The sequence below is a fragment of the Pelagibius sp. genome (assembly GCF_965249265.1).
In the GTDB taxonomy this organism is placed as follows: Bacteria; Pseudomonadota; Alphaproteobacteria; order Kiloniellales; family Kiloniellaceae; genus Pelagibius.
Genome location: NZ_OZ252224.1, coordinates 1 through 26,195, shown reverse-complemented (window position 1 = coordinate 26,195; position 26,195 = coordinate 1). Strand labels below are relative to the sequence as shown.

Below are 26,195 nucleotides of genomic sequence, written 5' to 3'. Positions count from 1 at the left end.
GGGCTATCTAAATGCCAATGCTATCACAACCAATTCCGGAGCCCGGTCATGAACGAAGAAACCTTCAACATGGAACTGCGCAAGTTTCTGAAGAAAGTGGGCGTCACCTCGCAGCGCGAGATCGAGACCGCCGTGCGCGGCGCCATCGACGGCGGCAAGCTGACCGGTTCCGAAACCCTGAAAGCCAAGGTCGTTCTTTCCGTGGAAGGTCTTGACCTGAATCAGGAGATCACCGGCGACATCTCGCTCGGTTGATCCCGGTCGGATTTGTTACGATCCGGGAAACGCCGGCGGCAGAGACAAGCCCTTTTCCTGCATCACCGCGCCGGCGCGGTCGGGATAGTCGGTGCTGATGCCGTCGACTCCGAGATCGATGAGGGAGGCCATGTCGTCCGGATCGTTCACCGTCCAGACGACGACGCGCAGGCCCAGGCGTTGCGCCTCCCGCAAGTCCTGCTCCTTCAGATCGCGGAAATAGGGCGACCAGACGGCGCCGCCCGCCGCCTTCACCGCCGCCGGGGGCGTCACCTCGGCCCAGTTGATCGCAAGACCGCCGATCCAGGGTGAGGGCTCGCGCGCACCGCGCCCGAGGTTGTCGAGCCAGGATTGCTCTGCCGTCAGGTAAACGGTCTCGATCTCCGGCGCCTGTTCCTGCACCAGCAGCAAGGTACGCCAGTCGAAGGACTGCACCGCCGCCCGTTCGGCGACCCCGGCGTTGCGGATCACCGCGATGAGGGCCGGGACAAATGCTGCCGGTTCCGCCGAGTCCGCCGGCGAGAGCGGCGAGATCTTGGTCTCGATGTTGTAGCGGACCGTTCCGCCGCTGAGACTCTCCGCCCGCGCGATGACCGCGGCCAGACTGGGAATCGCAACGCCGTCCAACCCGGCCTGTTCGGGATACCGCCGGGCGGTACGGCTGCCGGGTTTAGCGCGGCCGACGTCATAGACTTCAAGATCCGCAAAAGTCAGATCGATCAGCGGCGCGGCCGCCGCCTCCGTCAGCCAGCTACCGGCGCTGTCACGGGTGCGTTCAGTCGAGAGACGACGGTCGTGATGCACCACCACCACGCCGTCGGCGGTCATCACCGTATCCAGTTCCAGGGTGGTGACCCCGAGGGCCAGCGCCGTCTCGAAAGCCGGCAGGGTGTTTTCTGGCATCAGGCCGCGGGCGCCGCGGTGGCCCTGTAGATCAAGGGGCGCCTGGGTCGAACGGTCGACGGCAACCGGCGTCTCACCGGGCGCGATGATCCCCAGCAGCGCGAAAACGATCAGGACGGCTGTCGCCATCAACCAGAAGCGCGAAGCGCGCGACAGCCCGCCCTTATCCTTGCCGCTTGTCTGGGTTTCCTTGTTCATGGTCGGCGGAAGCCTTGGTTTCCAAGTTGTTCACGGCCGCGCGCATCCAGGCGCCGGTCTGCCGCGCCAGAGGGTCCGTTGCGGCCTCCAGCACCGCCGTCGCGGCGGCAAGCTGCGCGGGCTTCTTATTCTGGCTCAACTTGGCTTTGGCCTCCAGACGCGTGACCGGAATCTCAAAAGCCACCACGCCGCGCATCATCGCCTGCATAAACCCCTCTTCGAGACCGGCGGTGGGCCAGGGCTGCGCCTCTTCCGCCTCATGGAGTGCAACCATGCCATCGAGCATATCGCGCAGTTCGGCAGCATCGTCGATGATCCGCGGCACGCCATAAGCGTGCACGGCGACATAGTTCCAGGTCGGCACGGTCGGCGGTCCGCCGCCGTACCAGGTGGGCGAGATGTAGCTGTGCGGCCCCTGAAAGATCACCAGCGCCTCGAACCCTTCTTCAGCCAGCTTGGCGAAGTCGCGCCACTGCGGGTTGGCGCGCGCCAAATGGGCCCGCAAGGTGCCTTGCGGCCCCGCCGCTGTGGCAGCCGGGTCGTAAAGAAACGGCAGGTGGCTGGCCTCAGGCGCACCCGCCGCAGCGGTCACGAGAAGGCCGAAGTTGTTGGCCTCTATCACCGCCGCGATCTGCTGGCGGTCGTCGAGGCGAAAAGCCTTGGGAACGAACATGGGACGGGTCCGGTCTGACTGCGTGGCGGCGGCGCAGACTAAGCAGCCATCCGGATCTGCAAAAGAGCCACTAGGGACCGAATATGCCGGACCACTTTGGCGTTGAACGCGGCTTTAGCGCACCACCAGACGGTAGGCGACCAGGGCGGCCAGGGCGTAGACGAAGTTCAAGGCCAGCACCGTGGTCCAGGCGGTCATGGCGCCGAGACCGAGCTTGGCCAGCAGCGAGGGCGCGATGGTGAGAAAGGCCAGCGCCACCAGCGCGCCGGCGGGACCGCGCAGCAGGCGGTAGATCAGGGGGATGACAAGAGCAAGCGCGATGCCGATGAAGTAGCGGTTGGGCACCACCGCCAGCCGCTCGAAGAGATCGGGCCGCAGGAACAGACCGGCCGCCGCCGCATTGGCAAGGGTTCCGGCGACACCGGCCGCCACAACGCCCAGAATGATCCTGATCAGCATCCCTTAGAGATAGGACGCCCTGCCCCCTGCCGCCAGGGGATTTGGTCTGGCGCTAAACCCGCTCAGCCCTTGCGCTCGATCATCAGCTTCTTGATCTCGGCGATGGCTTTGGCCGGGTTCAGGCCCTTGGGGCAGGTCTTGGTGCAGTTCATGATGGTGTGGCAGCGGTAGAGCCGGAAGGGATCTTCCAGCTGGTCGAGGCGCTCGCCGGTCGCCTCGTCGCGGCTGTCGGCGATCCAGCGGTAGGCCTGCAAAAGAATGGCGGGGCCGAGGTAGCGGTCGCCGTTCCACCAGTAGCTGGGGCAGGAGGTCGAGCAGGAGAAGCAGAGAATGCACTCCCAGAGGCCGTCCAGCTTGGCGCGCTCTTCCGGACTTTGGGCGCGCTCGCGCTCCGGCGCCGGGGTCTCGGTCTTCAGCCAGGGCTCGATGGAGGCGTACTGCGCGTAGACCTGGGTGAGGTCGGGCACCAGGTCCTTCACCACCGGCATATGCGGCAGCGGATAGACCTTCACGTCGCCGCCGATTTCGCTGAGGTACTTGGTGCAGGCCAGGGTGTTGGTGCCGTCGATGTTCATGGCGCAGGAACCGCAGACCCCCTCGCGGCAGGAACGCCGGAAGGTCAGGGTCGGGTCGATCTCGTTCTTGATCTTGATCAGCGCGTCGAGAACCATCGGCCCGCAGCTGTCCAGGTCCACCTCGAAGGTGTCGACCTTCGGGTTTTCGCCGTCGTCGGGATTCCAGCGATAGACCTTGAAGGTCTTGGTCTTGCCGGCGTCCGCCGACTTCGGCCAGGACTTGCCGGTGCCGATCTTGGAATTGGCGGGAAGTGCGAACTCAGCCATCGAATTCTTTCTCTAAAACCAGAGCCAATAGTCCGGGAACTTTCGCTGCATGCTTACCGGGCGCTTAGTAGACGCGCGCCTTGGGCGGGAAGGTCTGAACCTCGTTGGTCAGGGTGTTGAGGCTGACCGGGCGGTCGCCAAAGCGCACCTTGCCGTCCTCGCCGCACCAGGCCAGCGTGTGTTTCATCCAGTTCACGTCGTCGCGGTCCGGGAAATCCTCGCGGGCGTGGGCCCCGCGGCTTTCCTGGCGGTTGGCGGCGGACTCCATGGTGATCTTGGCCTGGAACATCAGGTTGTCGAGTTCCAGGGTTTCGACCAGATCGGAATTCCAGATCATCGAGCGGTCGGTGACCGCTACGTCGCCGCGCTTCTGCCAGGCGGTGTCGAGCTTGCCGACACCCTCGTTCAGCGACTCACCGGTGCGGAACACGGCGGCATGGCCCTGCATGGCGCGCTGCATTTCCAGGCGCAGTTCCACGGTCGGGATATCGCCCTTGGCGTGGCGCGCCTTGTCGAGGCGGTCCAGGGCGTTGTCGCCGGCATCCTCGGGCAGCGGCCGCTGGCTGTCGCCCGGGGTCAGGATCTCGGCGCAGCGCTTAGCCGCCGAACGGCCGAAGACCACGAGGTCGAGCAGGGAGTTGGAACCCAGGCGGTTGGCGCCGTGCACCGAGACGCAGGCCGCCTCGCCGATGGCCATCAGGCCGGGCACCACGGTGTTGGGGTCGCCGTTCTTCTCGGTCACCGCCTCACCGCTGAACAGCGCCGGGATGCCGCCCATGTTGTAGTGGCAGGTCGGCAGCACCGGAATCGGTTCCTTGGTTACGTCGACGCCGGCGAAAATGCGCGCCGATTCCGAGATGCCCGGCAGCCGCTCGTGCAACAGCGCCGGGTCCAGGTGTTCCAAGTGCAGATGAATGTGGTCGTCGCCGGCCCCGACGCCGCGGCCGTCGCGGATCTCCATGGTCATGGCGCGGCTCACCACGTCGCGGCTCGCCAGGTCCTTGGCCGAAGGCGCATAGCGTTCCATGAAACGCTCGCCCTCGGAATTGGTGAGATAGCCGCCCTCGCCGCGCGCACCCTCGGTAATCAGGCAGCCGGCTCCGTAGATGCCGGTGGGGTGGAACTGCACGAACTCCATGTCCTGCAGCGGCAGGCCGGCGCGCGCCACCATGGCGTTGCCGTCGCCGGTCTGGGTATGGGCGCCGGTGCAGGAGAAATAGACCCGGCCGTAACCGCCGGTGGCGATGATCACCATCTGCGCCTTGAAGCGGTGGATGGTGCCGTCGTCCAGGTTCCAGGCCATCAGGCCGCGGCAGGAGCCGTCTTCCATGATCAGGTCGAGGGCGAAGTATTCGATGAAGAACTCGGCGTGCTGGCGCAGGCTCTGCTGATAGAGCGTGTGCAGCATGGCATGGCCGGTGCGGTCCGCCGCCGCGCAGGTGCGCTGGGCGATGCCCTCGCCGTAATGGGTGGTCATGCCGCCGAAGGGGCGCTGATAGATCTTGCCGTCCTCGGTGCGGCTGAAGGGCATGCCGTAGTGTTCCAGTTCCAGGATCGCCGGCGCGGCTTCGCGCACCATGTATTCGATGGCGTCCTGATCGCCCAGCCAGTCCGAGCCCTTTACGGTGTCGTACATGTGCCAGCGCCAGTCATCCTCGCCCATGTTGCCGAGGGAGGCGGAGACCCCGCCCTGGGCCGCGACGGTATGGCTGCGGGTCGGAAAGACCTTGGTGACGCAGGCAGTTTTCAAGCCGGCTTCGGCGAGACCCAGGGTCGCCCGCAGGCCGGCGCCGCCAGCGCCGACCACGACGACGTCATAGGTATGATCGACTACCTCGTAGGACTTGGTCATGCGCGGCCCTCAGTTCGTTCTGCTTTAGGTCTTGGGTTACTCGGTACCAACGTCAAAAGCCGGCCTCAAGCGCGCTCGAAGAGCAGCAGCAGGACCGACAGAATTCCGGTGAGGGCTAGAACGACCGACGCACCTTTGACCAACAGCAGCCCGGCGATCTTCAACCCCTCATGATGAACGTAGTCCTCGATCACCACCTGGACACCCAGATAGGCGTGATAGAATGTCGCAGCGATCAGCAGGATCAGCAGCCCGGCAACGACGGGCGAACCGGCCCAGGCGGCAACCGCCGCATGGTCGGCGCCGCTCAGCGACACCAGGGCGACGCAGAACCAAAGCGTCAGCGGAATCAGCGCCAGGGCGCTCAGCCTCTGGGCCCACCAGTGGCCGGTGCCGTCTTTGGCGGAACCCAGTCCGCGTACTTTTCCGAGGGGGGAACGCAGGCTCATCTCAGGCCCCTCCCATCGACATGTAGCCGAGAACCCAGCTCAGAACCGTCAGCACGACGCTGGCCGCGACCACCGCCCAGCCGCTGCGCTCCGCGGTTTGCATCTCGAAGCCGAGACCCGCGTCCCAGAACAGGTGCCGGATGCCGTTGCTGAGGTGATAGAACAGCGCGAAAGTCCAGCCGAACAGCAGCAGGCGCCCGAAGATCGAGCCGACCAGTTCCTGCGCCGTCGCAAAGGCCGTCGGCCCGCTCGCCGCCGCCGCCAGCCAGTAGATCAGCAGCAGCGTGCCCACCGCCAGCGCGATACCGGTGATGCGGTGCAGGATCGACAGCATTGTGGTGATCTGCGGCCGGTAGACCTGTAGGTGGGGGGAAAGGGGCCTGTTGGAACTGCTCATATGCGGCTGCCTTTGGGCTCTGCGTCGGTTTGAGTGCCTGTGTTGATGCGACTGAACTTAAGCATCATCTTGTAAGAGGAGTGCCCGCGCAAAGAATTCATGGCGCAGACCGCAGTCATAGAGCGTAAGTCTGAACAATACCTCTAGACGGAGGTGATTTAGACCGCAGCGCAACACAAGTCAACGCAGGCACCCTTCAAGCGGCTCACGAGGGCCGGAAACACGCCAATATATCATAATCTTAAAAGTCCTTTGGCGAGAGCAGGGCGGTCTTTTCGAAATCCCGGGAATCGACATGATGATGCATCGCAACGACGCCCGGTTACAACCAGGCGGATCCAGAGCCGGCGACAGGCGATTCGCAGCCGGCGGCGGCTTTCGTTTCCGGGTCTTGTTAACCCTTGTGGACAGAGCTGTGGGCAAGATGTGAAGGAATTGTGCAGCACCGGCGAAACTATGCACAAGATTTTGAGGCATTGCAGAAATTTCGTGTTGTCGCTCAAGATGATTCGGGCGAGCATCTTCTTGCACGCGAAAGCGCCAGATGGCGGTGAAAGCGGCCCTTCCGGGGGGTTTCGGCCTCTCGGGACGCAACCTGAAGCAGTAGGGATCTCACGGTCCCGGCGGTGGAGGGAAGCGGCGGTCTCGGAGAACTTCGGTTCCCGTGATTTCGGTGACGGCAGGCCTTCGGGTCAGACGACACAGGGGTCACGGTCTTCGGATCAGAGAGCGCCGGTACCAAGAACTCTCTCGGGAGTTGGCGGTGCCGGGACGTGGAGCCAAAGTCTGGGGGCGGGTGGTTTCTTCGGAGACAACTTGCCCGGCGCCGGTGGTCGGGTTGCCCTGCAGTTCTTGACCGCTGGTTTGGAGGGTGTCGGTCAGACTCTGTACCGTCATCTTCCGGCGACGGCCGCTCCCCTTCCCCGTGTCGGGGGGCTGGCCAGTCCGGGACGGCGGAGCCTTTCACGAGGTTCTGCACGGTTCCCAGGCAGCGGAGACTTCGCTTGCGGAGACTCTGCAGCCAAAGAAGCGGCTTCTTCGGAAGCGGTTTCTCGGGAATCGGGATCAGGAGGCGTGCCCTGCGCCGCCGCCTGACGGGTGACAGTTCTTCGGAGCGGTTGCCTGGGCCCGGTCGGAACTGCCTGCAGCGCAGCGAACTTCGGTTCGCGGCAAAGCGAGCGGATCAGAGGTCGGAAGAAGACTGCAAAGTCGGGAAGGTGCCATCCGGGTGAGTTCGCTCCCCTCGGGGAGGGTTTTGATCTCGCTGCGCTCTATCGGTCACGCCAGGCCCGGTATCTGCGCGCAGATTTGAACAAAGAACTCACTGGCCGCTGCGATCGCGCTGAGCTGGATCCAGCTCTCGAGGCGTCGGGTGTTGCCCTTTCTTCCGGGGCACAGCGCAGAAGAGGTTTCCTCCTCTGCACCCGGCGCCTCATTCATTACACGAGCGATTCGCCGCTTTCAACCAAATTTTGTGCTCTCTCGACAATAAAACACAATACTTGGCGCTATCCCCAAGATGTAGTCGCTTTTATGCGCGTGGCATCAGGACACTGTAGTCGAGGTCCAGGACCACCGCGGGATGATACCGTCCGCCCCCATCGCTGCCCTCCGTCCCTTTGAACGGAAAGTCACCGCAGGCGTGGTCCTTGGCGGCGACCGTGCGCAGGCGCAATACGGCAAGATCACTGCGTCCCGGCAGCGCCGTCTTCTCCAGCACCTCCGACCAGGCATAGATCGTATCGCCGGCGAAACTGGGGGCGGCGTGGGTGCCGGCGTTGATCGCCGCCAGCTTCACCGCCGCGCCGAGGCCGTTGAAGCTGAGCGCACGGGCCAGGGAGATCACATGGCCGCCGTAGACGATGCGGCGCCCGAAACGCCCCTTGCCCTCGGCGTGCTGATTGAAATGGACCCTTGCGGTGTTCTGATAGAGCCGCGTGGCAAGTTGATGCTCGGCCTCTTCGATGGTCATGGCATCGCCGTGGTCGATCTTCTCGCCGACCTGATAGTCGTCCCAGCGGTGGGGACTGCCGGCGGCAACCGGATCAAAGGCCGAAAAGTCGAGGCCGTCGGGAATCGTCAGCTCTTCGGCAGCCACCGCGCCCGGCAGGTCCGGCACAACCGGCTCCGGCGCCGCCGATGCCGGATCCTTCTTGCGCACCATCACCCAGCGGATGTAGTCGGCGACCAGGGCGCCCTCCTGGTTCACGCCCCGGGTCCGCACATAGACGACGCCGGTCTTACCGTTGGAGTTCTCCTTGACGCCGATCACCTCGCTCTCGGCGCTCAGCGTGTCGCCGGGATAGACCGGGACGCCGAAACGCCCGGCGGCATAGCCGAGGTTGGCGACTGCATTGAGAGAGACATCCGGCACCGTCTTGCCGAAGACCACATGAAAGACCAGCAAGTCGTCCAGCGGCGCCCGGGGCAGCCCCGATTGCCGGGCAAAGACATCGGACGACTGCAGCGCGAAACGCGATCCGTAGAGCGCCGTATAGAGTGCCTGATCGCCGGCGGTCAGGCTGCGCGGTGTCGCGTGGCGCAACACCTGGCCGGGCTGGAAGTCCTCGAAGAAGTTGCCGGTATCCGCCTTGCTCATCGGCCCAGGTCTCCTTTAGATCGGCCCCTCTAGACCGGACTCGCTCTAGGCGGCTTTTTCCATTTCGGAGATCGCATCGGCCAAGGCGACCAGCCGTTCGGCCGCTTCGACATGCAGGTTCTCCACCAGCTTGCCGTCGACGACGACAACGCCCTGGCCGGCCGCCGCCGCCTCGGCATGGGCGGCAATGATCTTGTGCGACCAGGCGACCTCTTCCTCCGACGGGGCGAAGACCTCGTTGGCCTTGGCGACGGTCTTGGGATGGATCAGGGTCTTGCCGTCGAAGCCGAGTTCCTTGCCTTGGACGCAGTGGGCGGCAAAGCCTTCGTCGTCGGAAAGATCGAGGTGCACGCCGTCGACGATGGCGATGCCGTAGGCCCGCGCCGCCAGGATGCAGAGGCTGAGGCTGGTCAGTACCGGCAGGCGTTCCGGCGTATGGGCGGCCTGCAGGTCCTTCACCAGATCGGAGGTTCCCATCACCAGGCAGGTGATGCGCGGAGAAGCGGCGGCCACTTCCAGGGCGTTCAGCATACCGAGCGGGGTTTCCATCATGCACATGATGCTCATGTCGTCGGGCGCGCCCGCGGCGGTCATGCGCGCTTCGAGATCGCGCACCATGGCGGCGGTCTCGACCTTGGGCAGCAGGATCGCATCGGCGCCGGAGGTCGCCATGGCCTTCACATCGTCGTCGCCCCAGGGGCCGTCGAAACCGTTCACCCGGACGATCAGTTCCCTTGCGCCGTAGCCGCCGGCGGCTATCGCCTCGACGATCTGCCGGCGCGCGACTTCCTTGGCATCCGGCGCAACGGCGTCTTCCAGATCCAGGATTAGCGCATCGGCGGGCAGGCTGCGCCCTTTCTCCAGGGCGCGGGCGTTGGAGCCGGGCATATAGAGGACCGAGCGGCGGGGCCGGGCGGCAGTCGACATAGATCATCTCTCCCTTGGAAAGGCGGCCCCTTGGAAAGGCGGCCCCTAGAAAAGGTGTCATGGGATGGAACGCGGCGCGACTATAATGCAAGCGCGCCCTGTGGCAAGCTGCGCCCCCATGAACGTGATTTCTGTTCAATCCCACGTGGCCTACGGCCATGTCGGCAATGCCGCGGCGGTCTTTCTGCTGCAGCGGCTGGGGCTTGAGGTCTGGCCCGTCCATACCGTCCAGTTCTCCAACCACACCGGTTATCCGGATTGGCAGGGCGAGGTCTTCAGCGCCGACCATGTCGCCCGGCTGATCGACGGTCTGGCGGCGCGCGGGGCCCTGGCGCGCTGCGACGCGCTGCTGACCGGCTACATCGGCGATCCTGCTTTGGGCGCGGTAATCCTGGACGCGGCCGAGCGCATCCGCACCGCCAATCCCGAAGCGATCTGGCTCTGCGATCCGGTGATGGGCGATCGCGGCAAGGGACTGTTCGTGCGCGAGGGCGTGCCCGCCTTCCTGCGCGAGCGGGCGCTGCCGTCGGCCGACATCCTGACCCCCAACCTCTTCGAGCTGGAGATCCTGAGCGGCCGCAGTCTGAACAGCGAGGCAGAGACCCTCGCCGCCGCGCAGGCTCTGCTGAAGCAGGGACCGAAAGCCGTTCTTGTCACCTCCCTCGAACAAGCTGGGGAACAAGCGGGGCAACAAGCCGTAGGCGATGCCGCATCGGTTGCCATGCTGGCTGTCTCGGCGGAGGGCTGCTGGCGCGTCACCTGCCCGCGCCTGCCCATCGACCCGCCGCCCAACGGCGCCGGCGATGCGGTGGCTGCCCTGTTTCTGGGTTTCTATCTGAAAAGCCGGGAGCTGCCGGATGCGCTCGCCGCCGCAGCCGCGTCGATCTTCGAGGTCCTGCAGACCACTCTGGACAGCGGCGAAGCCGAACTGCAGATCGTCGCCGCCCAGGACCGGCTTCTCGATCCCCGAACCCAGTTCTCTGCAGCAGAAGTCTCCTGAGAAAAATTCCCCAAGCGCCGCGGCCTTCCCTTTTGCCGCCGTTTTGGCTATCACTGCGCCGTCAGCAACCCAAGGGCAGCAACCACTTTGCCATCGTAACCGCCGGTCTCACCAGTTCCACCAATCAAAACGGTAGCGCCACACGCGTTGCCGAACCGATGAATGTGAGTTCCTCTTGGTGGCGGTTCGAGACCGGTATGGCACGGCTGGATCTCGGCCGGTTTCTCCGCCCGCCCTGCGCCTGACCTCCTTCGCATCGTAAACCGTCGCCACACCGTGGCCTCTTGGCCCCTTCTTGCCGTCGTCTTGACGAACTTCCCAATGGGAAGAGCAAGCCGGCATGTCCGATGTCTTACGCGTCCTTTGGACGATCGTTCCGCAAACCGCCCCGCAACCCTGGCTGCCCTGCAGCCGCTGCCACAACAGCCGAGCCTTTCGAAGCAGTGACAAGTTCAGGATCAACGCCAACGGCAAACGCCTCGATGCCTGGCTGATCTACAACTGCACGGCCTGCGGCAACACCTGGAACCGGCCCCTGCTGGAGCGCAGAACCGTGAACGGCATCAGCCCCGAATTCCTGGCCCAACTGCAGGCAAACGACCCGGAAACCGCCCGGCGCCTGGCTTTCGACCTTGGCGACCTGCGGACCAAAGCTCAGAAGGTCGAGACTTTCCCCCAAGCGCTCGTGCAAAAGACGCTGATGTCCGGCAGCGCGCAAACGGCGGGGCGGCTGGAGATCGGTTTTGTCATTCCGGTTGCGGTAAGCCTGCGGCTTGACCGGCTGCTTGCTGCGGAACTCGGCCTTTCCCGCAGCCGGCTTCAACACCTGCAGGACCAGGGCCGCCTGACCCTTTCTCCACCGCGGAAGGGAAAGCTGCGAAATCCGCCTGTAGACGGAATGCGGATGCTCATCGATCTTTCGCAGATGTCCGTAGCCGCGGCCATCGCAGCGGCGGGAGCTCACGGCTGAGGCGCAGCCGCCTCCGTCTCGGACAGCACCCAATCCAGGAAGGCCCGCACCCGCGGATCGGCAAGGCGCTCGCTGAGATAGACGAGGTAATAGCCCTTGCCGGTCAGGACGCTGAGTTCGAAGGGCTGGACCAGAAGGCCGGCGGCGACTTCCGCGTCGACATAGCCGGAATACCCGAGAACGATGCCCTGCCCGGCGACCGCCGCGGCCATCGCCATGGAATAGTCGCGGAACTGCAGCGTGCCTCTGGGCTCGAAATCGTCGATACCGGCGGCCTCGAGCCACGGCGCCCAGTCGTGATAGCTCTCGCGAATGATTACCTGGGATTCCAGCGCCTCAAGAGGCGACATCCCGGCGATACGCTCGCGAACCGCCGGCGCGCAGACCGGCGAGACCGAGAACTTCAGGAACGGCACGACCTCCTCTCCGGCCCAGCCCCCTTTGCCATAGCGCAGGGCGACGTCGGCCTCGCCCGCCTGCAGATCGACGACCTCGTAGGTGCTGAGCAGGGCGGTGTCTATGTCGGGATGCCGCTCTCTAAAGCGATGGAAGCGCGGCATCAACCAGCGCAGCCCCACCTCGGAGGTGAGGCTGATGGTAAGCGGCCGCGAGAGATCGGGCGCCAGCAGATCCGCGGTCGCGCGGCCCAGTTCGGCAAAGGCGCCCGCCACGCCTTCCCGGTACCGGCTTCCGGCCGCCGTCAGAGAAAGTCCTCGCGGTGAGCGCTGAAGCAGCGGCACACCCAGCTCCTTCTCCAGTCCCCGAATGCGGTGACTGACGGCACTGCCGGTGATGCCGAGAAACTCGGCGGCGGCGGCGAGGTTTCCCAATCGGGCCACGGCCTCGAAAGCCTGCAAACCTCTGAGCGAAGGAAGTCGTCGCACAGTTCTTCCTATCTTGAGAAAACCTCAATAGCCATTGCAGCCTTCGCGTTTGAAAGGCCAGTCATACCAGACGATCTTTAGCAGATGATTAGAGATTTTCTCAATAAATTCGGCCGCAGCGGCAAACGGTTTTCACCCCGGCGGCCGGGCGGCTGCGAGGCGGCCCTGCCCCTAAATCTCACGAGATTCCTGGTGAGCGGCCCAGCCAGCGGCACCGACCCGGTGCTCTGGACACTGTTGCTGAACAAAACCCCAAAGCGCCGCTAAAGCGGCGTTGTTCGGGTCAGTCCGCCGCCATCTCCACTTCCCGGCGGCGGCCCAGCCGCGCCATCCAGTCGGCAACCTCCGGATCGTGCTTGATTCGATGCCCGTAGTGCCGGCGCAGCGCCGCCGTCAGCCTGCCCTCTCGTCCCAACAGGTCGTCGGCATAACCGATCATGATGGAATTGGGCCAGGCCTGCGGGCGGATCTCTCTCAGCCTTGCAAAGAGCCGGTCCTCGGTTTCGCCCGGATGAACCTGGGCCAGGAGCGTCAGCATGGCTGCGGTCGAGCGCGACACGCCCATGTGACAGTGAACCAGAAGATGTCCGTCGCTGCGGGCTTCCCGCGACGCCGCCAATTCCTCGCCGAACTGCAGAACCTCGGCGACATGCTCCGGCCCGGGCATGACTTTGCCGTTGAGCGGCTCGATGATGTCGTGAAAGTTCAGCGTGGTCCGATGATGACTGTCGTAGTTCTGGAAAGCCTCCAGCGCCGGTGAACCTGGATCGATCAAAGACAGCACATGGGTGACACCCAGTGTGCCGTGGTTCGGCAGTTCATCGATGCCGCAGACGGTCAAAACGGAAATCGAAATGGGTTTCACTCAACAGATTCCTTGTCGGACACAAAAGACTCGATGTCGCATCGACCGGGAATCGATCACGCCCGGCGACTGGCACTCGCCAGCAGGCCGGCGGCGGCCAGCAGCAGGCCGCCGGTGATGCGGTTCACCAGAGCCGCGCGGTCGCGCAGCAAGGGGGCGAAGATCTTGCCCGAGAGCACGTAGGCAAAGGCCGCCAGACACTCGGTCGCCAGAAAGGTCGCCCCCATCACGGCGAACTGGGGCAGTGCCGCCTCGCCGGGCACGAGGAACTGCGGAAAGACCGCGGTGAAAACCAGGATCGCCTTGGGATTGCCGACAGCCACCAGGAACTCGCGGCGCGCCAAAGCCGCAACCGACAACCCGCGCCCAGCCCCGGCGGCCGGCACGGCAGACGCCGCCGCAGGCGCCATCAGCGCCCGCAGGCCGAGGTAGACGAGATAGGCAACGCCCGCCCACTTGATGATCTGGAAAGCCAGTTCAGAGGCCGCCAACACCGCACCCAGGCCCGCCGCAGCGATGACGATCATCACCAGGAAAGCGGCAAGGCGGCCGCCGACCGCCGCCAGCGAGGGCGCCGCCCCGAAGCGCAGCCCGTTGGTCAGGGCCAGCAGGTTATTGGCACCAGGCGAGAGACAGATCAGAACCGCCGCCGCCAGAAAAACGAACCAGGTGTCAAAGGTCATGAACTGCTCCTCGGAGCGGATGCCGGGCGGCGGCGGCGGAAACCGCCCGGCAGTCTTCGTTCCTACAGGTAATCGCGGGCCAGGGTCTCGCCGATCTGCACGGCGTTCAAGGCCGCGCCCTTGCGCAGGTTGTCGGACACCACCCAGAGCGACAGCCCGTTGTCGACCGTCGGGTCGCTGCGGATACGGCTGACGTAGACCTGGTCTTCGCCGGCGCACTCCGCCGGGGTGACGTAGCCCTCGTTGGCCCGGTGATCGACCACGGTGACGCCGTCCTGGGCGTTCAGCACCTCCCGCGCTTCCTCTTCGGAAATCGGGTTCTCGAACTCGAGATTGATCGCCTCGGCATGGCCGATGAAAACCGGCACGCGCACGCAGGTCGCCGTCAGCTTGATGGCCGGATCCAGGATCTTCTTGGTCTCCACCATCATCTTCCATTCTTCCTTGGTGAAGCCGTCATCCATGAAGCTGTCGATGTGGGGAATGACGTTGAAGGCGATCTGCTTTGTGAACTGCTCCGGCTTCACCGGCTCATTCACATAGATGCCGCGGGTCTGGTTGAACAGCTCGTCCATGGCGTCCTTGCCGGAGCCGCTGGTCGACTGATAGGTCGCCACGACGGCCCGCTTGATCCGCGCCTTTTCGTGCAGCGGCTTCAGGGCCACCACCATCTGGATGGTCGAGCAGTTCGGATTGGCGACGATGTTGCGCTTGGCATAACCGGCCAGCGCCTCGGCATTCACCTCCGGCACCACCAGCGGTACATCCGGGTCCATGCGGAAGTGCGAAGTGTTGTCGATCACCACCGCACCCTTCTTCGCCGCCCGGGGCGAAAACTCGGCGGAAATCTTGGCGCCGGGCGAGGAGAACACGATATCGGTGCCCTTGAAGTCGAAGGCCGCCAGGTTCTGGACCTTTACCTCATCGTCCTCGCCGAAGGAGACCTTGCTGCCGACCGAACGCTCGGAGGCCAGCGCCGCCACGTCGTCGATCGGAAACGCGCGTTCGGACAGCGTCTTCATCATCTCGCGGCCCACGGCGCCCGTCGCGCCGACCACTGCTACTCTGTATCCCATAACCTTTTACCTATCTGCCTTTCACTTCGACTGCTCCGCGGCTTTCGACAACCGCGAAAGGGTAGGCTCTCCAGGGAGCCCGTGTTAAATCAGAGTTCCGGCGGGACAACAAGCGAGCCCCGCAAACCTTCTGGACGGCGCATTGGAACGGTCCAAAACCTATCAGGCCTTCTGGCCCCGCTATCTGGGCGAACACCGCGCCGCGGCGACCCGCGGCCTGCATTACCTGGGGACGGCCCTGGGCCTTTTCCTGCTGGCCGGCGGTATCGCCTCCGGCCTCTGGTGGCTGTTCCCGGCGGCGCTGGTCTGCGGCTACGCCTTTGCCTGGCTGGCCCACGCCCTTGTCGAGCGCAACCGGCCGGCGACCTTCACCCATCCGCTGTGGTCTTTCGTCAGCGACTTCCGCATGTTCTTCGCCTGGCTCGGCGGCAGCCTGAGCGGCGAGCTGCGGCAGCACCTGCCCCACAATGGCTGAGCGGTTACGCTGCCTGTCTTGATGAAGTCCCGAAAAGGCGCCCCTTAAACCGAAAGGCCGCCCAGAGGGACGGCCTTTGGTTTCGTCCATGGGTCTGGCGCCTAATTCTTGGCAGTCTCCGGGGTGGTGGTCTTGATCACCGGGGTCGACTGCTGGGCGTCCGCCGTGACGACGGGTTTCGTGCTCTGTACCGTATGGGAATAGCCGCAGCCGGCCGCAAAGGCGGAGCCCGCGAACCCGGCGACGCCTGCCGCAACCATCAGGGCGGTAAGGGTCTTCTGCATCAAATCATCTCCCATTGGAGCTAAGACACGGCACCATAGACCCTGGTCCGCAAGGGGTCAATTGAAGGAATTGTGACCCCACAGTCGCCGGAGACGCCCGCGAGCAAGAAAAGGCAGACCTGTCATCTCGCCGGGAAAATCGGGAAAATGGCGCTGTCATGCTTCGAGACGGCGTTTCACGCCTCCTCAGCATGAGGCCAACCTAGGTGAAGCCCTCATCCTGAGGAAGCCCCGCAAGGAGCTGTCTCGAAGGATGGCCCAAGCCCCCTCGACCTCAGGTCAACAACCCCTTCAGAACGTGATCTTGCCCTGCAGGGCGATGATGTCGATCGAGGCTTCATACGTCCCTTCCAGGCTACCCCGAAGGGCATTATTGGGATCGTCGAAGCCCAGGTCGATATCGGCATCTGGCAGGAAGATGTGGGTATAGCCCAGAGACAGCGACAACCAGTCATAGGGGTCGTAGGAGATGCCGCCGGAGATCCAATAACGGTCCTCGTCGGGGATCCGCGGGGTGCGGGTATCGTCGGGCACCGGCGACTGGTCGAAGGCCACCCCCAGCTTGAAGGTCCAGTCGTCGAAGGGCTTGTAGGTTCCGCCCAGGGCGAAGAACCAGCTGTTCTCCCAACTTTCCAGGGTCACGCTGTCAGCCTGGGCCGGGTTGTCGAATTCGATGCGCAGTTCCTGGAAGCGGCTCCAGTGGGTCCACTGGACCTCCGCCATGATCGCCAGCTCGTCGTTGATATCCTGATGCAGGCCGATGCTCACCTGTTCCGGCAGGGTCACGCTGGTTTGGGCTCCGCCGTCGACGAACTGGCCCGTCAGCGCCGAAACCGTGTTGCCGACACCACTGCCGAGATCGAAGGCGGCGTCGCCCTTGGCGGTGTGGGCGATCTGGGAGCGGTAGCCGAGGCCGATGCGGGTCCCCTCCACCGGCGTTATCGTCAAGCCAAGGGTGAAGCCGAAACCCAAGTCGTCCGCACGCAGCTTGGCGCGGCCGTCCTCCTGTCCCGCCATGCCACCCAGGCCGGACCCGATGGTGCCGAAGTCGACGGCATTGGTCAGCTTGGCATCGAGGTACTGTGCGACGAAGCCGACGCCGACAGCCAGATAGTCGTTTATCCGGAAGGCTGCGGTCGGCGAGATGTTGATGGTGGTCAGCCGCGAGTCCAGCGCGTGGTAGCGGCCCACCCAACCCTCCGGATTGGTGGTGACAAGCCCGAAGGGCGAGGTCACCGCCAGCCCCAGGCGCACGTTCTCGGCCGGCGAGATCATGGCGTAGGTGGCCGGCACCAGGGCGTCTTTGCCGATGTCGTCGAGACCGGTGAAACCGGCGGCGTTGCCGATGGCCCCGCCTGCCTGAAAACTGCCGCTGCCGTCCTTGAACTCGGATTGCGGAATAATAAGGCTGCCGACCGTGACGAGCTGGTTTCCTTCATGAAAGGCCATCAAGGAAGGGTTGAAGAACATCGTCGAGATGTCTTCGATCCCAGTGGACGCGCTGGCGAAAGAATGGCCCTGGGAAGAACCGCTCTGTTCTTTGATGGCAAAGCCCGCCGCCCAGGCTGTCGCTGGGCCAAGCGCTGCAGCCGCAAACCCAATGGAGAGGAAGAGTCGATGGATCCTCGACCGCGAAATGGCCACTGGAACGCCCCCCAGTTTGATTATTATGGTTGTAATCAAACTATAACGGCCGCCCGAAAGAGGTAGAACAAGCGAACCACCTGCGCCCCAAAAAAAGCACAGCGGGAAGCGCGCCGCCGAGGCGGTGCTAAAAAGACCGGAGGATGAAGCTTCTCGGCTTTAGGCGGCGCGCTGGTCCAATGCAGCCAGCAGGGCCGCGCCCATCTGCTCGGTAGAGATCACCGGCGCGCCCGGAGCGGCGATGTCGCCGGTGCGGTTGCCGGCGGCCAGCACGTCCTGCACCGCCTGTTCGATGAGGTCGGCATCCTCGCCCAGATCAAAGGAGTAGCGCAGCATCATGGCGAAGCTCAGCAGAGTGGCCAGGGGATTGGCCTTGCCCTGGCCCGAGATATCCGGGGCCGAGCCATGCACCGGCTCGTAGAGCGCGGCGCGGCGGCCGTTTTCGTCGACATCGCCGAGCGACGCCGAGGGCAGCATGCCGAGAGACCCCGTCAGCATGGCCGCGGCATCGGACAGCAGATCGCCAAAAAGATTATCGGTGACGATGACGTCGAACTGCTTGGGCGCGCGCACCAGCTGCATCGCACAGTTGTCGGCGTACATGTGACTGAGCTCCACGTCGGCAAAGTCCGAGGCATGCAGCTTGGTGACTTCTTCGCGCCAGAGAACGCCTGATTCCATGACGTTTGCCTTTTCTACCGAACAAAGCCGGTTCTGGCGTTTTCTGGCGAGGTCGAAGGCGACCCGGGCGACACGGCGGATTTCCGGCGTGGTGTAGACCTGGGTGTTCACGCCCCGGCGGCTGCCGTCGGCCAGGGTTTCGATGCCCCGCGGCTGGCCGAAGTAAACGCCGCCGGTCAGCTCCCGCACGATCATGATGTCCAGGCCGGAGATCACTTCCGGTTTCAGAGAGGACGCCTCCACCAGCGCATCGAAGCAGAGCGCGGGCCTGAGGTTGGCAAACAGCGCCATGTCCTTGCGCAGGCGCAGCAGGCCGCGCTCGGGCTTGCACTCAAAAGGCAGATTGTCCCAATTCGGTCCGCCTACGGCGCCCAGCAACACCGCATCGGCATTCATCGCCTTTTCAACCGTGGCATCGCTGACCGGCGCGCCTTCGCCGTCGATGGCGGCGCCGCCGACCAAGCCTTCGTCGACGTCAAAGCCGACGGCGCGGCGCTTGTCCATCCAATCGATGACCCGGCGCACCTCACCCATCACCTCCGGGCCGATGCCGTCACCCGGCAGGATCAATAGTTTCTTGTTGGACGCCACGCTGCGCCTCCTCCCCGATCAAACACTATTTGAAGTCTTAGGGCCGCTTGAGCGGCCCCGGTCCGGAACCGCCGATCTATAACCAGGGCTGGCTGATCTTGCGGTTTTCCTCAAAAGCCGTAATGGCTTCGGCTTTTTCCAGGGTCAGCCCGATATCGTCGAGACCGTTCAACAGGCAGTGCTTGCGAAAGGCATCGATCTCGAAACGGATCTTGCCGCCGTCCGGGCCCGTAATCTCCTGCTTCTCCAGGTCGACCGAGACCACGGCATTGGCGCCGCGCTGGGCGTCGTCCATCAGCAGGTCAACCTGCTCCTGCGGCAGGGCGATGGGCAGAATGCCGTTCTTGAAGCAGTTGTTGTAGAAGATGTCGGCGAAGCTGGGGGCGATGACGCAGCGGATGCCGGCGTCCAGCAGCGCCCAGGGCGCGTGCTCGCGGCTCGATCCGCAACCGAAGTTCTCGCCCGTGACCAGGATGCTGGCGCTCTGATAGGCCGGCTGGTCGAGAACGAAACCCTCCTTGGGCTGGCCCGCCTCGTCGAAACGCATCTCGTAGAAAAGGCCCTTGGCAAGGCCGGTGCGCTGCACGGTCTTCAGGAACTGCTTGGGGATGATCATGTCGGTGTCGACATTCACCAGCGGCAGGGGGGCGGCCACCCCGGTCAGGGTCGTGAACTTATCCATTGCTTTGCAGACCTCCTAGAGCGCGCTGCAGTCTTGTTCCAGGCTTTGAGGCCGGATCATAGGAGGTCAGGCGGAAAGGGAAAAGCCCGGTCTGTTCAAGGCAGACCTGCGAGAAACCGGCGGCTTCAGGCGCCCCAGCGGCGGACCCGGCCGGTATCGAGGTGAATGAAGCCGGACTTCGTATAAAGCCCGACACCGCCGCCCTTCAGCGCCAGGGCCGCCTGATGCAGCGCCTTCAGGTCCCGTTCCGGCAGGCGCACGTCGACGGCCATGCCGCGCATGTGCAGGGAGCGCTTGGCGACACCCTTGCTCTTGGCGGCAAGGCCGGCATTGGTCTTGGGCGAACGGTAGCCGGAAATCAGCTCGAAAGGCGCATCGCTGTCCATCTTGCGGCGTAGGGCATAGAGCAGATCGAGCAGCCCGCGGTCCATTTCCCAAACCTCACCACTGCGCCAGTCGCGCAGTACATGGTTCAGTTGCTGCAGGCCGTCGGCCTCGACAACACCGTTGCGCAGGTAGGTCGCCGTGACCTCCTCGCCGGTATGCAGGGAGCGGAAGCTGAGGCTTCGGATATTGTCGGACTCTGCCGCGGCAAGGCCCGGAATCAGCGAGGCGGAGGTGAAAGCCGCAGCCCCGGCAAGGGCCCCGGAAAGGAAAGAGCGCCGCGAGGCGGCGCCGGCAAGAAACCTGTTGTCCATACCGCCTGGGTCCTCTCTCGAACGGGTCTGGCGAGCGGGTCCGGTGTTCCGCTTCGGACATTGCGCCCACAATGACGAAGGGAGTGTTAACGATTTACACGCTTCGCCGAGCCGAGGCAACGCAGCGGCTGGATTTCTGAAGACCGGCAGGCACGCCACCCCCTATGGACGCGCGTGGCAGCCGTCTATTCCCGGATTGCCCCGTCTCTGGCGCCTTTCAAGGCAAGCATCGCAAACCGACACCGCCATCACCCTCACCCCGGCCCTCTCCCCTTGTGGGCTATGGGATTCACACATTTTCGATGTTTGTTGCGAGTGCGAATCCGGTGAGTTGTGCTGCGAGGGTTTGCCAACCGGTTTTCATGGTCTTTGGTCCGGGCGGTTTGTAGTAGCAGTTCCATCCGCCGAGGCGGGCGCAGACCCAGGCGAGGAACGCGAGGCTGTCGGCTGGATGCGGATTTTTCTGGCGCTCGGTGTTGCCTTCGAGCGTCTTGGAGATCGCCTGGAGTGCGGGCAGAAAGCCGGCGTCGAGGGCGTCCGTCGCCGGTCGGCGCGAGCCGTCGCGGGCATCGACCAGTTGCATGATGCGGGCCGCGGCGCCGAGCGCCATGGCGGCGAACTTCATCAGCCGCCCGGCATCGTGCATCTGGGTTTCGTCGAAGCGCAGGCCGTCGCTCTTGCAGGTTCGGAACAGCTGCTCGATGCGCCAGCGCAGGCGGTAGAGCTGAACCGCACGCTGCGGCGCGATGTCCGCCGACGACAGCAGACGCCAGTGCAGCGCCGCCTTGCCCGCCGGCGGATCGGAAACCCGGATGCAGCCGTGGCTGAAGGTGCGCTCGTCCTTGCCGAAGAGCGCTTTCGCCGGTGTGTCGTGAAGATAGATGTTGAAGCGGTTCGGGAACATGAACTTCACCCGGCCCAGGGCGTTGCCGTCGCCGGAGCCCTGGCGCAGCTTGTAGGGGAAGTTGTTGCGGTTCACCGCCGCCCAGTCGACGATCAGCGGATCGACCACCCGGGCGCCGCTGCTCCAGTCGCTGAACAGGGTGAAGTTGTGCTCCGCCAGATAGCTGGCGTTCTGCTTGATCTTGGGCAGCAGTTCCTTGCGCGCGATATTGACGAAGATATGGCGCTGGCCGAGATCATCGGGCATCCAGCGCCGGCGCTCCAGGTTCAGCACCATCTGCTCGATGCGGGTTTCGATGGGCACGTTGAGGGCCGCCAGGGTCTTCCTGCCGACCGCGCCGTCCTGGGTCAGGCCGTGGCGGTACTGCATCCACTTCACACCCTCGACCAGTTTGTCGTCGTAGAAGTATGGATCGCCGCCGCTTTCACTCAGATCCTGGTCCGGCTTCAGGTCGCCCCAGAGACGCAGGCGTTCGCGCAGCAGGCCGACCCGCGGATCGGTCATGCCCGGCTTCAGGGTCGGCCCCTGGGGCAGCGGCTGCCAGCCGCCCTGGGTCGCCAGCGCGCGGTATTCGGCCAACGCGACCTTCTGGCGGTCGTAACGCACGGTGTCGGGCCGGTAGCTCTCCACAAAAGCCCGCAGGTCTTCCGCTTCGGCAGCGGCGGCCAGCACCGCCTCCTTGCGCACCTCCTCCCGGAACACGAAAAGCGCCGGGTCGGCAATATGCGGCGTGGTGCGGCCCTGGCCGAGATCGGCGGCATAGCGCACCAGCCCCTGGGTCAGACGCACCTCAAGCTCAGCCAGTGACCCCGGTTCCCTCGCCTCCAGCAGGGCAACGATCTGCTCGGCCCCATAGTCGCGCGGATCCAAAGCGTCGAGATCGGCTGCCAGCAGCAGATCGGTCAGTTGCCGGGCGCGCGGCGAGGCCCCGGCCTCGTCCACCCAGACCGGCTGCAGACCGCGCGCCTGGTAAAAGCGCTCCAGAACCGTCAGCGACTCGATTTCGTCATCGGTGGCCGCGGTTCCGACGCCGGCGCGCAACTGGGCGCCGAGCGCGTCTTCCAGCGCCGCCGCAGCGGCGGGCAGCGGCGCCAGGGCGAGGCTCGCCCAAAGCAGGCAAACCGACAGGCAGCTTGCACGGATCGTGATTCCGCAGACGATCATATCCCCGGTTTTCATTCCTGGGTCCCCTCTTCCTCTCGCCCCGCGGCCGGCCCTTGTTGTTCTCAGCCGGGTTGTTCTCAACCGGGGGCGCTCTGCTCTCTCAAGATCCATAGGATCACAGCAGGCGGCGGGTTTCCAGCCCACCCGATGCAACCACCGGGCCCGGAAGGGCTGCAAAAAAGGGGTGCCCTCACCCGAAGGCCTCTCCAGCCGCCTCTCGCCCTCACTCTCGACCCCCCTCTCGACGGGGCCGGGCAAAACCTCTATGCCGGACGCATGCGGATTCTTATCCTGACCCTGGGGTCGCGCGGCGACGTGCAGCCTTATGTGGCGCTGGGCGCCGCGCTGCGGGCCCGCGGCCACAACGTGATCGTGAGTACGGGGCAGGGCTTCGAGGCGATGATCGAGGCCCAAGGCCTGACCGCCGCGCCGCTTTCCGACAACGTGCGGGAAATGATCCAGACGCCGGAGATCCAAGCGGCGCTGCGGACCTTCTCCGGCAAGATCCGGGCCTGGCGCGCCTCCAAGGGCCTGTTCCGCCGCCAGCTCGACGAGATGTGGGCCGTCGCGCAGGAGGTACGGCCCGATATCATTCTCTACCATCACCCCAAGGGGCTGGCGGCTCAGCATATCGCCGAGGCGTTGCAGATCATCGCCGTACCGACGGCCCTGATCCCCGCTTATATCCCCACCGGCGCCTTCCCCAGCCCGGGCCTGCCGTTCGGCGACCTCGGGCGCTTCGGCAACCGGATGAGTCACAAGGCGGTCGTCGGCCTGATGCATCGCCTGCTGTCAGGGCAGGTCGGCCGCTGGCGCAGCGAACGGCTTGGCCTCGCGGAGAAGGGACCGCGAGACCTTTTCGGCGGCTACCACCCGGCGGGAAAGGCCGTGCCCCGGCTGCACGGCTTCAGCCGCCACCTGGTGCCCGCGGCGGAAGACTGGGGCAGCCGGGAGAAGGTTACGGGATACTGGTTCTCAGAGCCCGCCACCGGCTGGCAGCCGCCGCCGGCGCTATCGCGCTTTCTCGAAGCCGGACCGCCGCCGGTCTATGTCGGCTTCGGCAGCATGCCGGGAAAGGACGCGGGGCCGTTGACCCAAAACGTGATCGACGCGCTGCGGGCGGTCGGAAAGCGCGGGGTCTTGGCGACCGGCTGGGGCGGCCTGACGGATTCAAGCAGCAATGAGCACGTTTGTTTTTTGGAATCCGCGCCGCACGACTGGCTGTTTCCACGCTGTGCGGCGGTGGTTCATCACGGCGGCGCCGGCACCACCCACGAGGGCCTGCGCTGGGGGCGCCCCTCGGTCATCTGTCCGGTGTTCGGCGATCAGCCCTTCTGGGGCCAGCGGGTGGCGGCAACCGGTGCCGGCCCGCCGCCTCTGCCGCAGAAGCGCCTGACGGCAGCGACCCTGTCCGAGGCGCTGAAAGCCACCGAAGCGCCGGAGATGCGCAGGCGCGCCGCCGAAACCGGCGAAGCCCTGCGCGCGGAACCCGGTGCCGCGGGCGCGGCAGCAGAAGTCGATGCGATGATCGAAAGCTGGGCCGACTAAAAGCTGGGCTGCCTAAAGCTCCCGCACGTCGGCGAGGCGGCCTGCGATGGCCGCCGCCGCGGCCATGCCCGGGCTCATCAGGTGGGTGCGCCCGCCGCGGCCCTGGCGGCCCTCGAAGTTGCGGTTGGAGGTGGAGGCGCAGCGCTCGCCCGGCTGCAGGCGGTCGGCGTTCATCGCCAGACACATGGAGCAGCCCGGCTCCCGCCAATCAAAGCCCGCCTCGGTGAAGATGCGGTCGAGCCCCTCTTCCTCGGCCTGGTTCTTCACCAGACCCGATCCCGGCACGATCATCGCGTGGACGCCCTCGGCGACCTTGCGGCCCTCGGCGACCTTGGCGGCCTCGCGCAGATCCTCGATGCGACCGTTGGTGCAGGAGCCGATGAAGACCTTGTCGATGGCGACTTCGCTGAGCGGCGTGCCCGCCTTCAGGCCCATGTAATCCAGCGAGCGTTCCATCGCCTGGCGCTTGGCGTCGTCGCGGGCCTCTTCCGGGCTCGGCACCCGGCCGGTGATCGGCGCGACGTCTTCCGGGCTGGTGCCCCAGGTGATCTGCGGATCGATGTCGCCGGTCGCGAGCGTCACCTCCTTGTCGTAGCGCGCGCCCTCGTCGGAGGGCAGGCTGCGCCAGTAGGCGACGGCCTGTTCCCAGGCCCCGGCCTTGGGCGCCATGGGGCGGCCCATGACATAGTCGTAGGTCTTCTCGTCCGGCGCGATCAGCCCGGCGCGGGCGCCGCCCTCGATGGACATGTTGCAGACCGTCATGCGGCCTTCCATGGAGAGGTCGCGGATCGCCTGGCCGGCGTATTCGATGACATGGCCGGTGCCGCCGGCGGTGCCGATCTTGCCGATGATGGCGAGGATCAGGTCCTTGGCGGTAATGCCCACCGGCAGCGCCCCGTCGACGGCGATGCGCATGTTCTTCGCCGGCTGCTGGATCAGGGTCTGGGTCGCCAGAACGTGTTCGACCTCGGAGGTGCCGATACCGAAAGCCAGCGCCCCGAAGGCGCCGTGGGTCGCGGTGTGGCTGTCGCCGCAGACGATGGTCATACCGGGCTGGGTGAAGCCCTGTTCCGGTCCGATGATGTGGACGATGCCCTGGCGGACATCGTTCATCTGAAAGATCGGCACGCCGAAGTCGGCGCAGTTCTTCTCCAGGGTTTCGACCTGGATGCGGCTTTCCTCTTCCTCGATCCCCTTGGAGCGGTCGGTGGTCGGCACGTTGTGATCCGGCACCGCCAGCGTCGCCTCGGGATGGCGCACCTTGCGCCCGGCCATGCGCAGGCCTTCGAAGGCCTGTGGCGAGGTCACCTCGTGCACCAGATGACGGTCGATATAGATGAGGCAGGTGCCGTCGTCCTGACGGTTCACCAGATGGCTGTCCCAGATCTTGTCAAACAGGGTGCGCGGTGCGGACATCGTGTGATCGTTCCTTGAAGAGGCCTTGTTCTTCAACGCCCCCTCTTCTCGTCCCGGCCCTGGGACGAAGGGGCCTGAAATAGAAAAGGGCCCGCCGGCGCTTCCGAGAAGCGGCCTGACGGGCCCTCTTGATGCCTGGACGGCAGAGAGACCCTCGGCTGCTAGCCTTCGGCCTTCTCGGCTTTCTTGGACTTGCTGCGCTCGGCCTTGGCCTTGGCAGCTTCCTGCTTGGCCGCGGCTTCCAGCTTGCCGCTGTGACCGGTGGTCTGCTCGCGGATGCGCGCGGCCTTACCGGTGCGGCCCCTGAGGTAATAGAGCTTGGCGCGGCGGACGTCGCCGCGGCGCACCACCTCGATCGACTCGATGCGCGGGCTGTAGAGCGGGAAGACACGCTCGACGCCTTCGCCGTAGGACAGCTTGCGCACGGTGAAGGCCGAGTTGATCCCGCGGTTACGCCGCGCAATGCAGACGCCCTCGAAGGCCTGAACGCGCTCGCGGCTGCCTTCACGGACCTTCACATTGACCCGCAGGGTGTCGCCCGGGGCGAAAGCCGGCGGCTCTTTATCGGCGGTCAGCTTGCCGATCTGTTCTTGATCGATCTGTTCGATGACGTTCATGGCTCTCAATCCTCAAACCAACGCGGGTGACCGGCCAACAAGCAGGCCAGGCCCTAATTCTTCGTGTAGCGCGCCCAAAGATCCGGGCGGCGCCGCTTCGTAATCTCTTCCGCCTGCGCCTTGCGCCAGAGGCGGATTTTCTCGTGGTGGCCGGAGGTCAGGACTTCCGGCACCTTGCGCCCCTGCCACTCGGCCGGCCGCGTAAAGAGGGGATATTCCAGCAACCCCTCAAACTCGTTCTCGCCGAACGATTCCTCGCCCGGGCTGTCCTCGTTGCCCATCACCTCGGGCAGCAGACGGACGATCGCATCCATCAACACCAGGGCCGCGGTCTCGCCGCCGGAGAGGACATAGTCACCCAGCGAGACCTCGAGGACGTCATGGGCCTCCAGGACCCTTTCGTCGACCCCCTCGTAGCGGCCGCAGAGCAGGGTCACACCCGGCCCCGCCGCCAATTCC

The 26,195-nt window shown here is 65.0% G+C and carries 27 protein-coding genes; 5 read left to right on the top strand and 22 right to left on the bottom strand.

Annotated elements, in window-relative coordinates:
• Window positions 1-48: 48 nt before the first annotated feature.
• Window positions 49-255: a DUF6494 family protein gene (locus ACP146_RS00135; RefSeq protein WP_422364732.1), complete on the top strand. Its 207-nt coding sequence runs from the start codon at window positions 49-51 to the stop codon at window positions 253-255.
• A gap of 15 nt (window positions 256-270) precedes the next feature.
• Here ACP146_RS00135 and ACP146_RS00130 read toward each other — a convergent pair whose 3' ends face one another.
• From ACP146_RS00130 to ACP146_RS00090, 9 genes are all read right to left on the bottom strand, one after another.
• Window positions 271-1,356 carry a glycerophosphodiester phosphodiesterase gene (locus ACP146_RS00130; protein WP_422364731.1) on the bottom strand — a complete coding sequence of 362 codons (1,086 nt, stop codon included), beginning with the start codon at window positions 1,354-1,356 and terminating at the stop codon, window positions 271-273.
• On the bottom strand, window positions 1,322-2,029 hold the full coding sequence (locus ACP146_RS00125) for an FMN-binding negative transcriptional regulator (RefSeq protein ID WP_422364730.1): 708 nt from the start codon (window positions 2,027-2,029) through the stop codon (window positions 1,322-1,324). The genes ACP146_RS00130 and ACP146_RS00125 overlap by 35 nt, the downstream gene beginning before the upstream one ends.
• Before the next feature lie 114 nt (window positions 2,030-2,143).
• Window positions 2,144-2,488 (bottom strand): hypothetical protein, encoded by a 345-nt coding sequence (locus ACP146_RS00120; protein WP_422364729.1) that lies wholly within the window; start codon window positions 2,486-2,488, stop codon window positions 2,144-2,146.
• Between the two features lie 62 nt (window positions 2,489-2,550).
• A complete protein-coding gene (locus tag ACP146_RS00115) occupies window positions 2,551-3,330 on the bottom strand; it encodes a succinate dehydrogenase iron-sulfur subunit (RefSeq protein WP_422364728.1) in 780 nt (259 codons plus the stop codon).
• A 64-nt stretch (window positions 3,331-3,394) separates the two neighbouring features.
• Window positions 3,395-5,182, bottom strand: a complete 1,788-nt coding sequence (sdhA, locus tag ACP146_RS00110) for a succinate dehydrogenase flavoprotein subunit (protein ID WP_422364727.1) — start codon at window positions 5,180-5,182, stop codon at window positions 3,395-3,397.
• 65 nt (window positions 5,183-5,247) lie between these two features.
• Window positions 5,248-5,631: a succinate dehydrogenase, hydrophobic membrane anchor protein gene (sdhD, locus tag ACP146_RS00105; protein ID WP_422364726.1), complete on the bottom strand. Its 384-nt coding sequence runs from the start codon at window positions 5,629-5,631 to the stop codon at window positions 5,248-5,250.
• A gap of 1 nt (window position 5,632) precedes the next feature.
• Window positions 5,633-6,028, bottom strand: coding sequence for a succinate dehydrogenase, cytochrome b556 subunit (gene sdhC / locus ACP146_RS00100; RefSeq protein ID WP_299395548.1), 396 nt, complete (start codon window positions 6,026-6,028; stop codon window positions 5,633-5,635).
• A gap of 1,531 nt (window positions 6,029-7,559) precedes the next feature.
• Window positions 7,560-8,627: a MaoC family dehydratase gene (locus ACP146_RS00095; protein ID WP_422364725.1), complete on the bottom strand. Its 1,068-nt coding sequence runs from the start codon at window positions 8,625-8,627 to the stop codon at window positions 7,560-7,562.
• A gap of 45 nt (window positions 8,628-8,672) precedes the next feature.
• Window positions 8,673-9,554 carry an HpcH/HpaI aldolase/citrate lyase family protein gene (locus ACP146_RS00090; protein WP_422364724.1) on the bottom strand — a complete coding sequence of 294 codons (882 nt, stop codon included), beginning with the start codon at window positions 9,552-9,554 and terminating at the stop codon, window positions 8,673-8,675.
• A 118-nt stretch (window positions 9,555-9,672) separates the two neighbouring features.
• Here ACP146_RS00090 and pdxY point away from each other — a divergent pair, with 118 nt between their 5' ends.
• Together pdxY and ACP146_RS00080 are read left to right on the top strand one after the other, a co-directional pair.
• The gene (pdxY, locus tag ACP146_RS00085) at window positions 9,673-10,554 is read left to right on the top strand and encodes a pyridoxal kinase PdxY (protein ID WP_422364723.1); all 882 of its coding nucleotides are present in this window, start codon (window positions 9,673-9,675) and stop codon (window positions 10,552-10,554) included.
• 340 nt (window positions 10,555-10,894) lie between these two features.
• Window positions 10,895-11,524, top strand: a complete 630-nt coding sequence (locus ACP146_RS00080; RefSeq protein WP_422364722.1) for a DUF1062 domain-containing protein — start codon at window positions 10,895-10,897, stop codon at window positions 11,522-11,524.
• Here ACP146_RS00080 and ACP146_RS00075 read toward each other — a convergent pair.
• From ACP146_RS00075 to ACP146_RS00060, 4 genes are all read right to left on the bottom strand, one after another.
• Entirely contained in the window at window positions 11,515-12,408 is an 894-nt protein-coding gene (locus tag ACP146_RS00075; RefSeq protein WP_422364721.1) for a LysR substrate-binding domain-containing protein, read from the bottom strand. The two genes, ACP146_RS00080 and ACP146_RS00075, sit on opposite strands and share 10 nt — an antisense overlap.
• A 283-nt stretch (window positions 12,409-12,691) precedes the next feature.
• Entirely contained in the window at window positions 12,692-13,273 is a 582-nt protein-coding gene (locus ACP146_RS00070) for a tyrosine phosphatase family protein (RefSeq protein ID WP_422364720.1), read from the bottom strand.
• A gap of 56 nt (window positions 13,274-13,329) precedes the next feature.
• Window positions 13,330-13,956, bottom strand: coding sequence for a LysE family translocator (locus tag ACP146_RS00065; protein ID WP_422364719.1), 627 nt, complete (start codon window positions 13,954-13,956; stop codon window positions 13,330-13,332).
• A 62-nt stretch (window positions 13,957-14,018) separates the two neighbouring features.
• The gene (locus tag ACP146_RS00060; RefSeq protein WP_299395532.1) at window positions 14,019-15,032 is read right to left on the bottom strand and encodes an aspartate-semialdehyde dehydrogenase; all 1,014 of its coding nucleotides are present in this window, start codon (window positions 15,030-15,032) and stop codon (window positions 14,019-14,021) included.
• A 142-nt stretch (window positions 15,033-15,174) separates the two neighbouring features.
• Here ACP146_RS00060 and ACP146_RS00055 point away from each other — a divergent pair, with 142 nt between their 5' ends.
• On the top strand, window positions 15,175-15,507 hold the full coding sequence (locus ACP146_RS00055; protein WP_422364718.1) for an Mpo1-like protein: 333 nt from the start codon (window positions 15,175-15,177) through the stop codon (window positions 15,505-15,507).
• Window positions 15,508-15,608: 101 nt separating this feature from the next.
• Here ACP146_RS00055 and ACP146_RS00050 read toward each other — a convergent pair whose 3' ends face one another.
• The 6 genes from ACP146_RS00050 to ACP146_RS00025 all read right to left on the bottom strand — a co-directional run bounded on the left by ACP146_RS00050 (window position 15,609) and on the right by ACP146_RS00025 (window position 22,170).
• Window positions 15,609-15,791: a hypothetical protein gene (locus ACP146_RS00050; RefSeq protein WP_299395528.1), complete on the bottom strand. Its 183-nt coding sequence runs from the start codon at window positions 15,789-15,791 to the stop codon at window positions 15,609-15,611.
• Between the two features lie 291 nt (window positions 15,792-16,082).
• Window positions 16,083-17,435: an OmpP1/FadL family transporter gene (locus ACP146_RS00045; protein WP_422364717.1), complete on the bottom strand. Its 1,353-nt coding sequence runs from the start codon at window positions 17,433-17,435 to the stop codon at window positions 16,083-16,085.
• Between the two features lie 159 nt (window positions 17,436-17,594).
• Complete coding sequence (leuB, locus tag ACP146_RS00040) at window positions 17,595-18,707, bottom strand: 3-isopropylmalate dehydrogenase (RefSeq protein ID WP_422364716.1); 1,113 nt, start codon at window positions 18,705-18,707, stop codon at window positions 17,595-17,597.
• Between the two features lie 76 nt (window positions 18,708-18,783).
• Complete coding sequence (gene leuD, locus ACP146_RS00035) at window positions 18,784-19,389, bottom strand: 3-isopropylmalate dehydratase small subunit (protein WP_422364715.1); 606 nt, start codon at window positions 19,387-19,389, stop codon at window positions 18,784-18,786.
• Window positions 19,390-19,514: 125 nt separating this feature from the next.
• Complete coding sequence (locus ACP146_RS00030) at window positions 19,515-20,087, bottom strand: DUF882 domain-containing protein (RefSeq protein WP_422364714.1); 573 nt, start codon at window positions 20,085-20,087, stop codon at window positions 19,515-19,517.
• A 289-nt stretch (window positions 20,088-20,376) separates the two neighbouring features.
• On the bottom strand, window positions 20,377-22,170 hold the full coding sequence (locus ACP146_RS00025) for a L,D-transpeptidase family protein (protein ID WP_425032139.1): 1,794 nt from the start codon (window positions 22,168-22,170) through the stop codon (window positions 20,377-20,379).
• 261 nt (window positions 22,171-22,431) lie between these two features.
• Here ACP146_RS00025 and ACP146_RS00020 point away from each other — a divergent pair, with 261 nt between their 5' ends.
• Window positions 22,432-23,703 carry a glycosyltransferase gene (locus ACP146_RS00020; protein ID WP_422369600.1) on the top strand — a complete coding sequence of 424 codons (1,272 nt, stop codon included), beginning with the start codon at window positions 22,432-22,434 and terminating at the stop codon, window positions 23,701-23,703.
• 12 nt (window positions 23,704-23,715) lie between these two features.
• Here the strand turns inward: ACP146_RS00020 and leuC are convergent, their stop codons facing one another.
• The 3 genes from leuC to trmD form a co-directional block, all read right to left on the bottom strand.
• Window positions 23,716-25,119 (bottom strand): 3-isopropylmalate dehydratase large subunit, encoded by a 1,404-nt coding sequence (gene leuC / locus ACP146_RS00015; protein ID WP_422369599.1) that lies wholly within the window; start codon window positions 25,117-25,119, stop codon window positions 23,716-23,718.
• Between the two features lie 161 nt (window positions 25,120-25,280).
• Entirely contained in the window at window positions 25,281-25,736 is a 456-nt protein-coding gene (gene rplS, locus ACP146_RS00010) for a 50S ribosomal protein L19 (protein WP_422369598.1), read from the bottom strand.
• A 53-nt stretch (window positions 25,737-25,789) separates the two neighbouring features.
• The coding region (gene trmD, locus ACP146_RS00005) for a tRNA (guanine(37)-N(1))-methyltransferase (protein ID WP_425032138.1) at window positions 25,790-26,195 on the bottom strand (406 nt) is incomplete at its 5' end.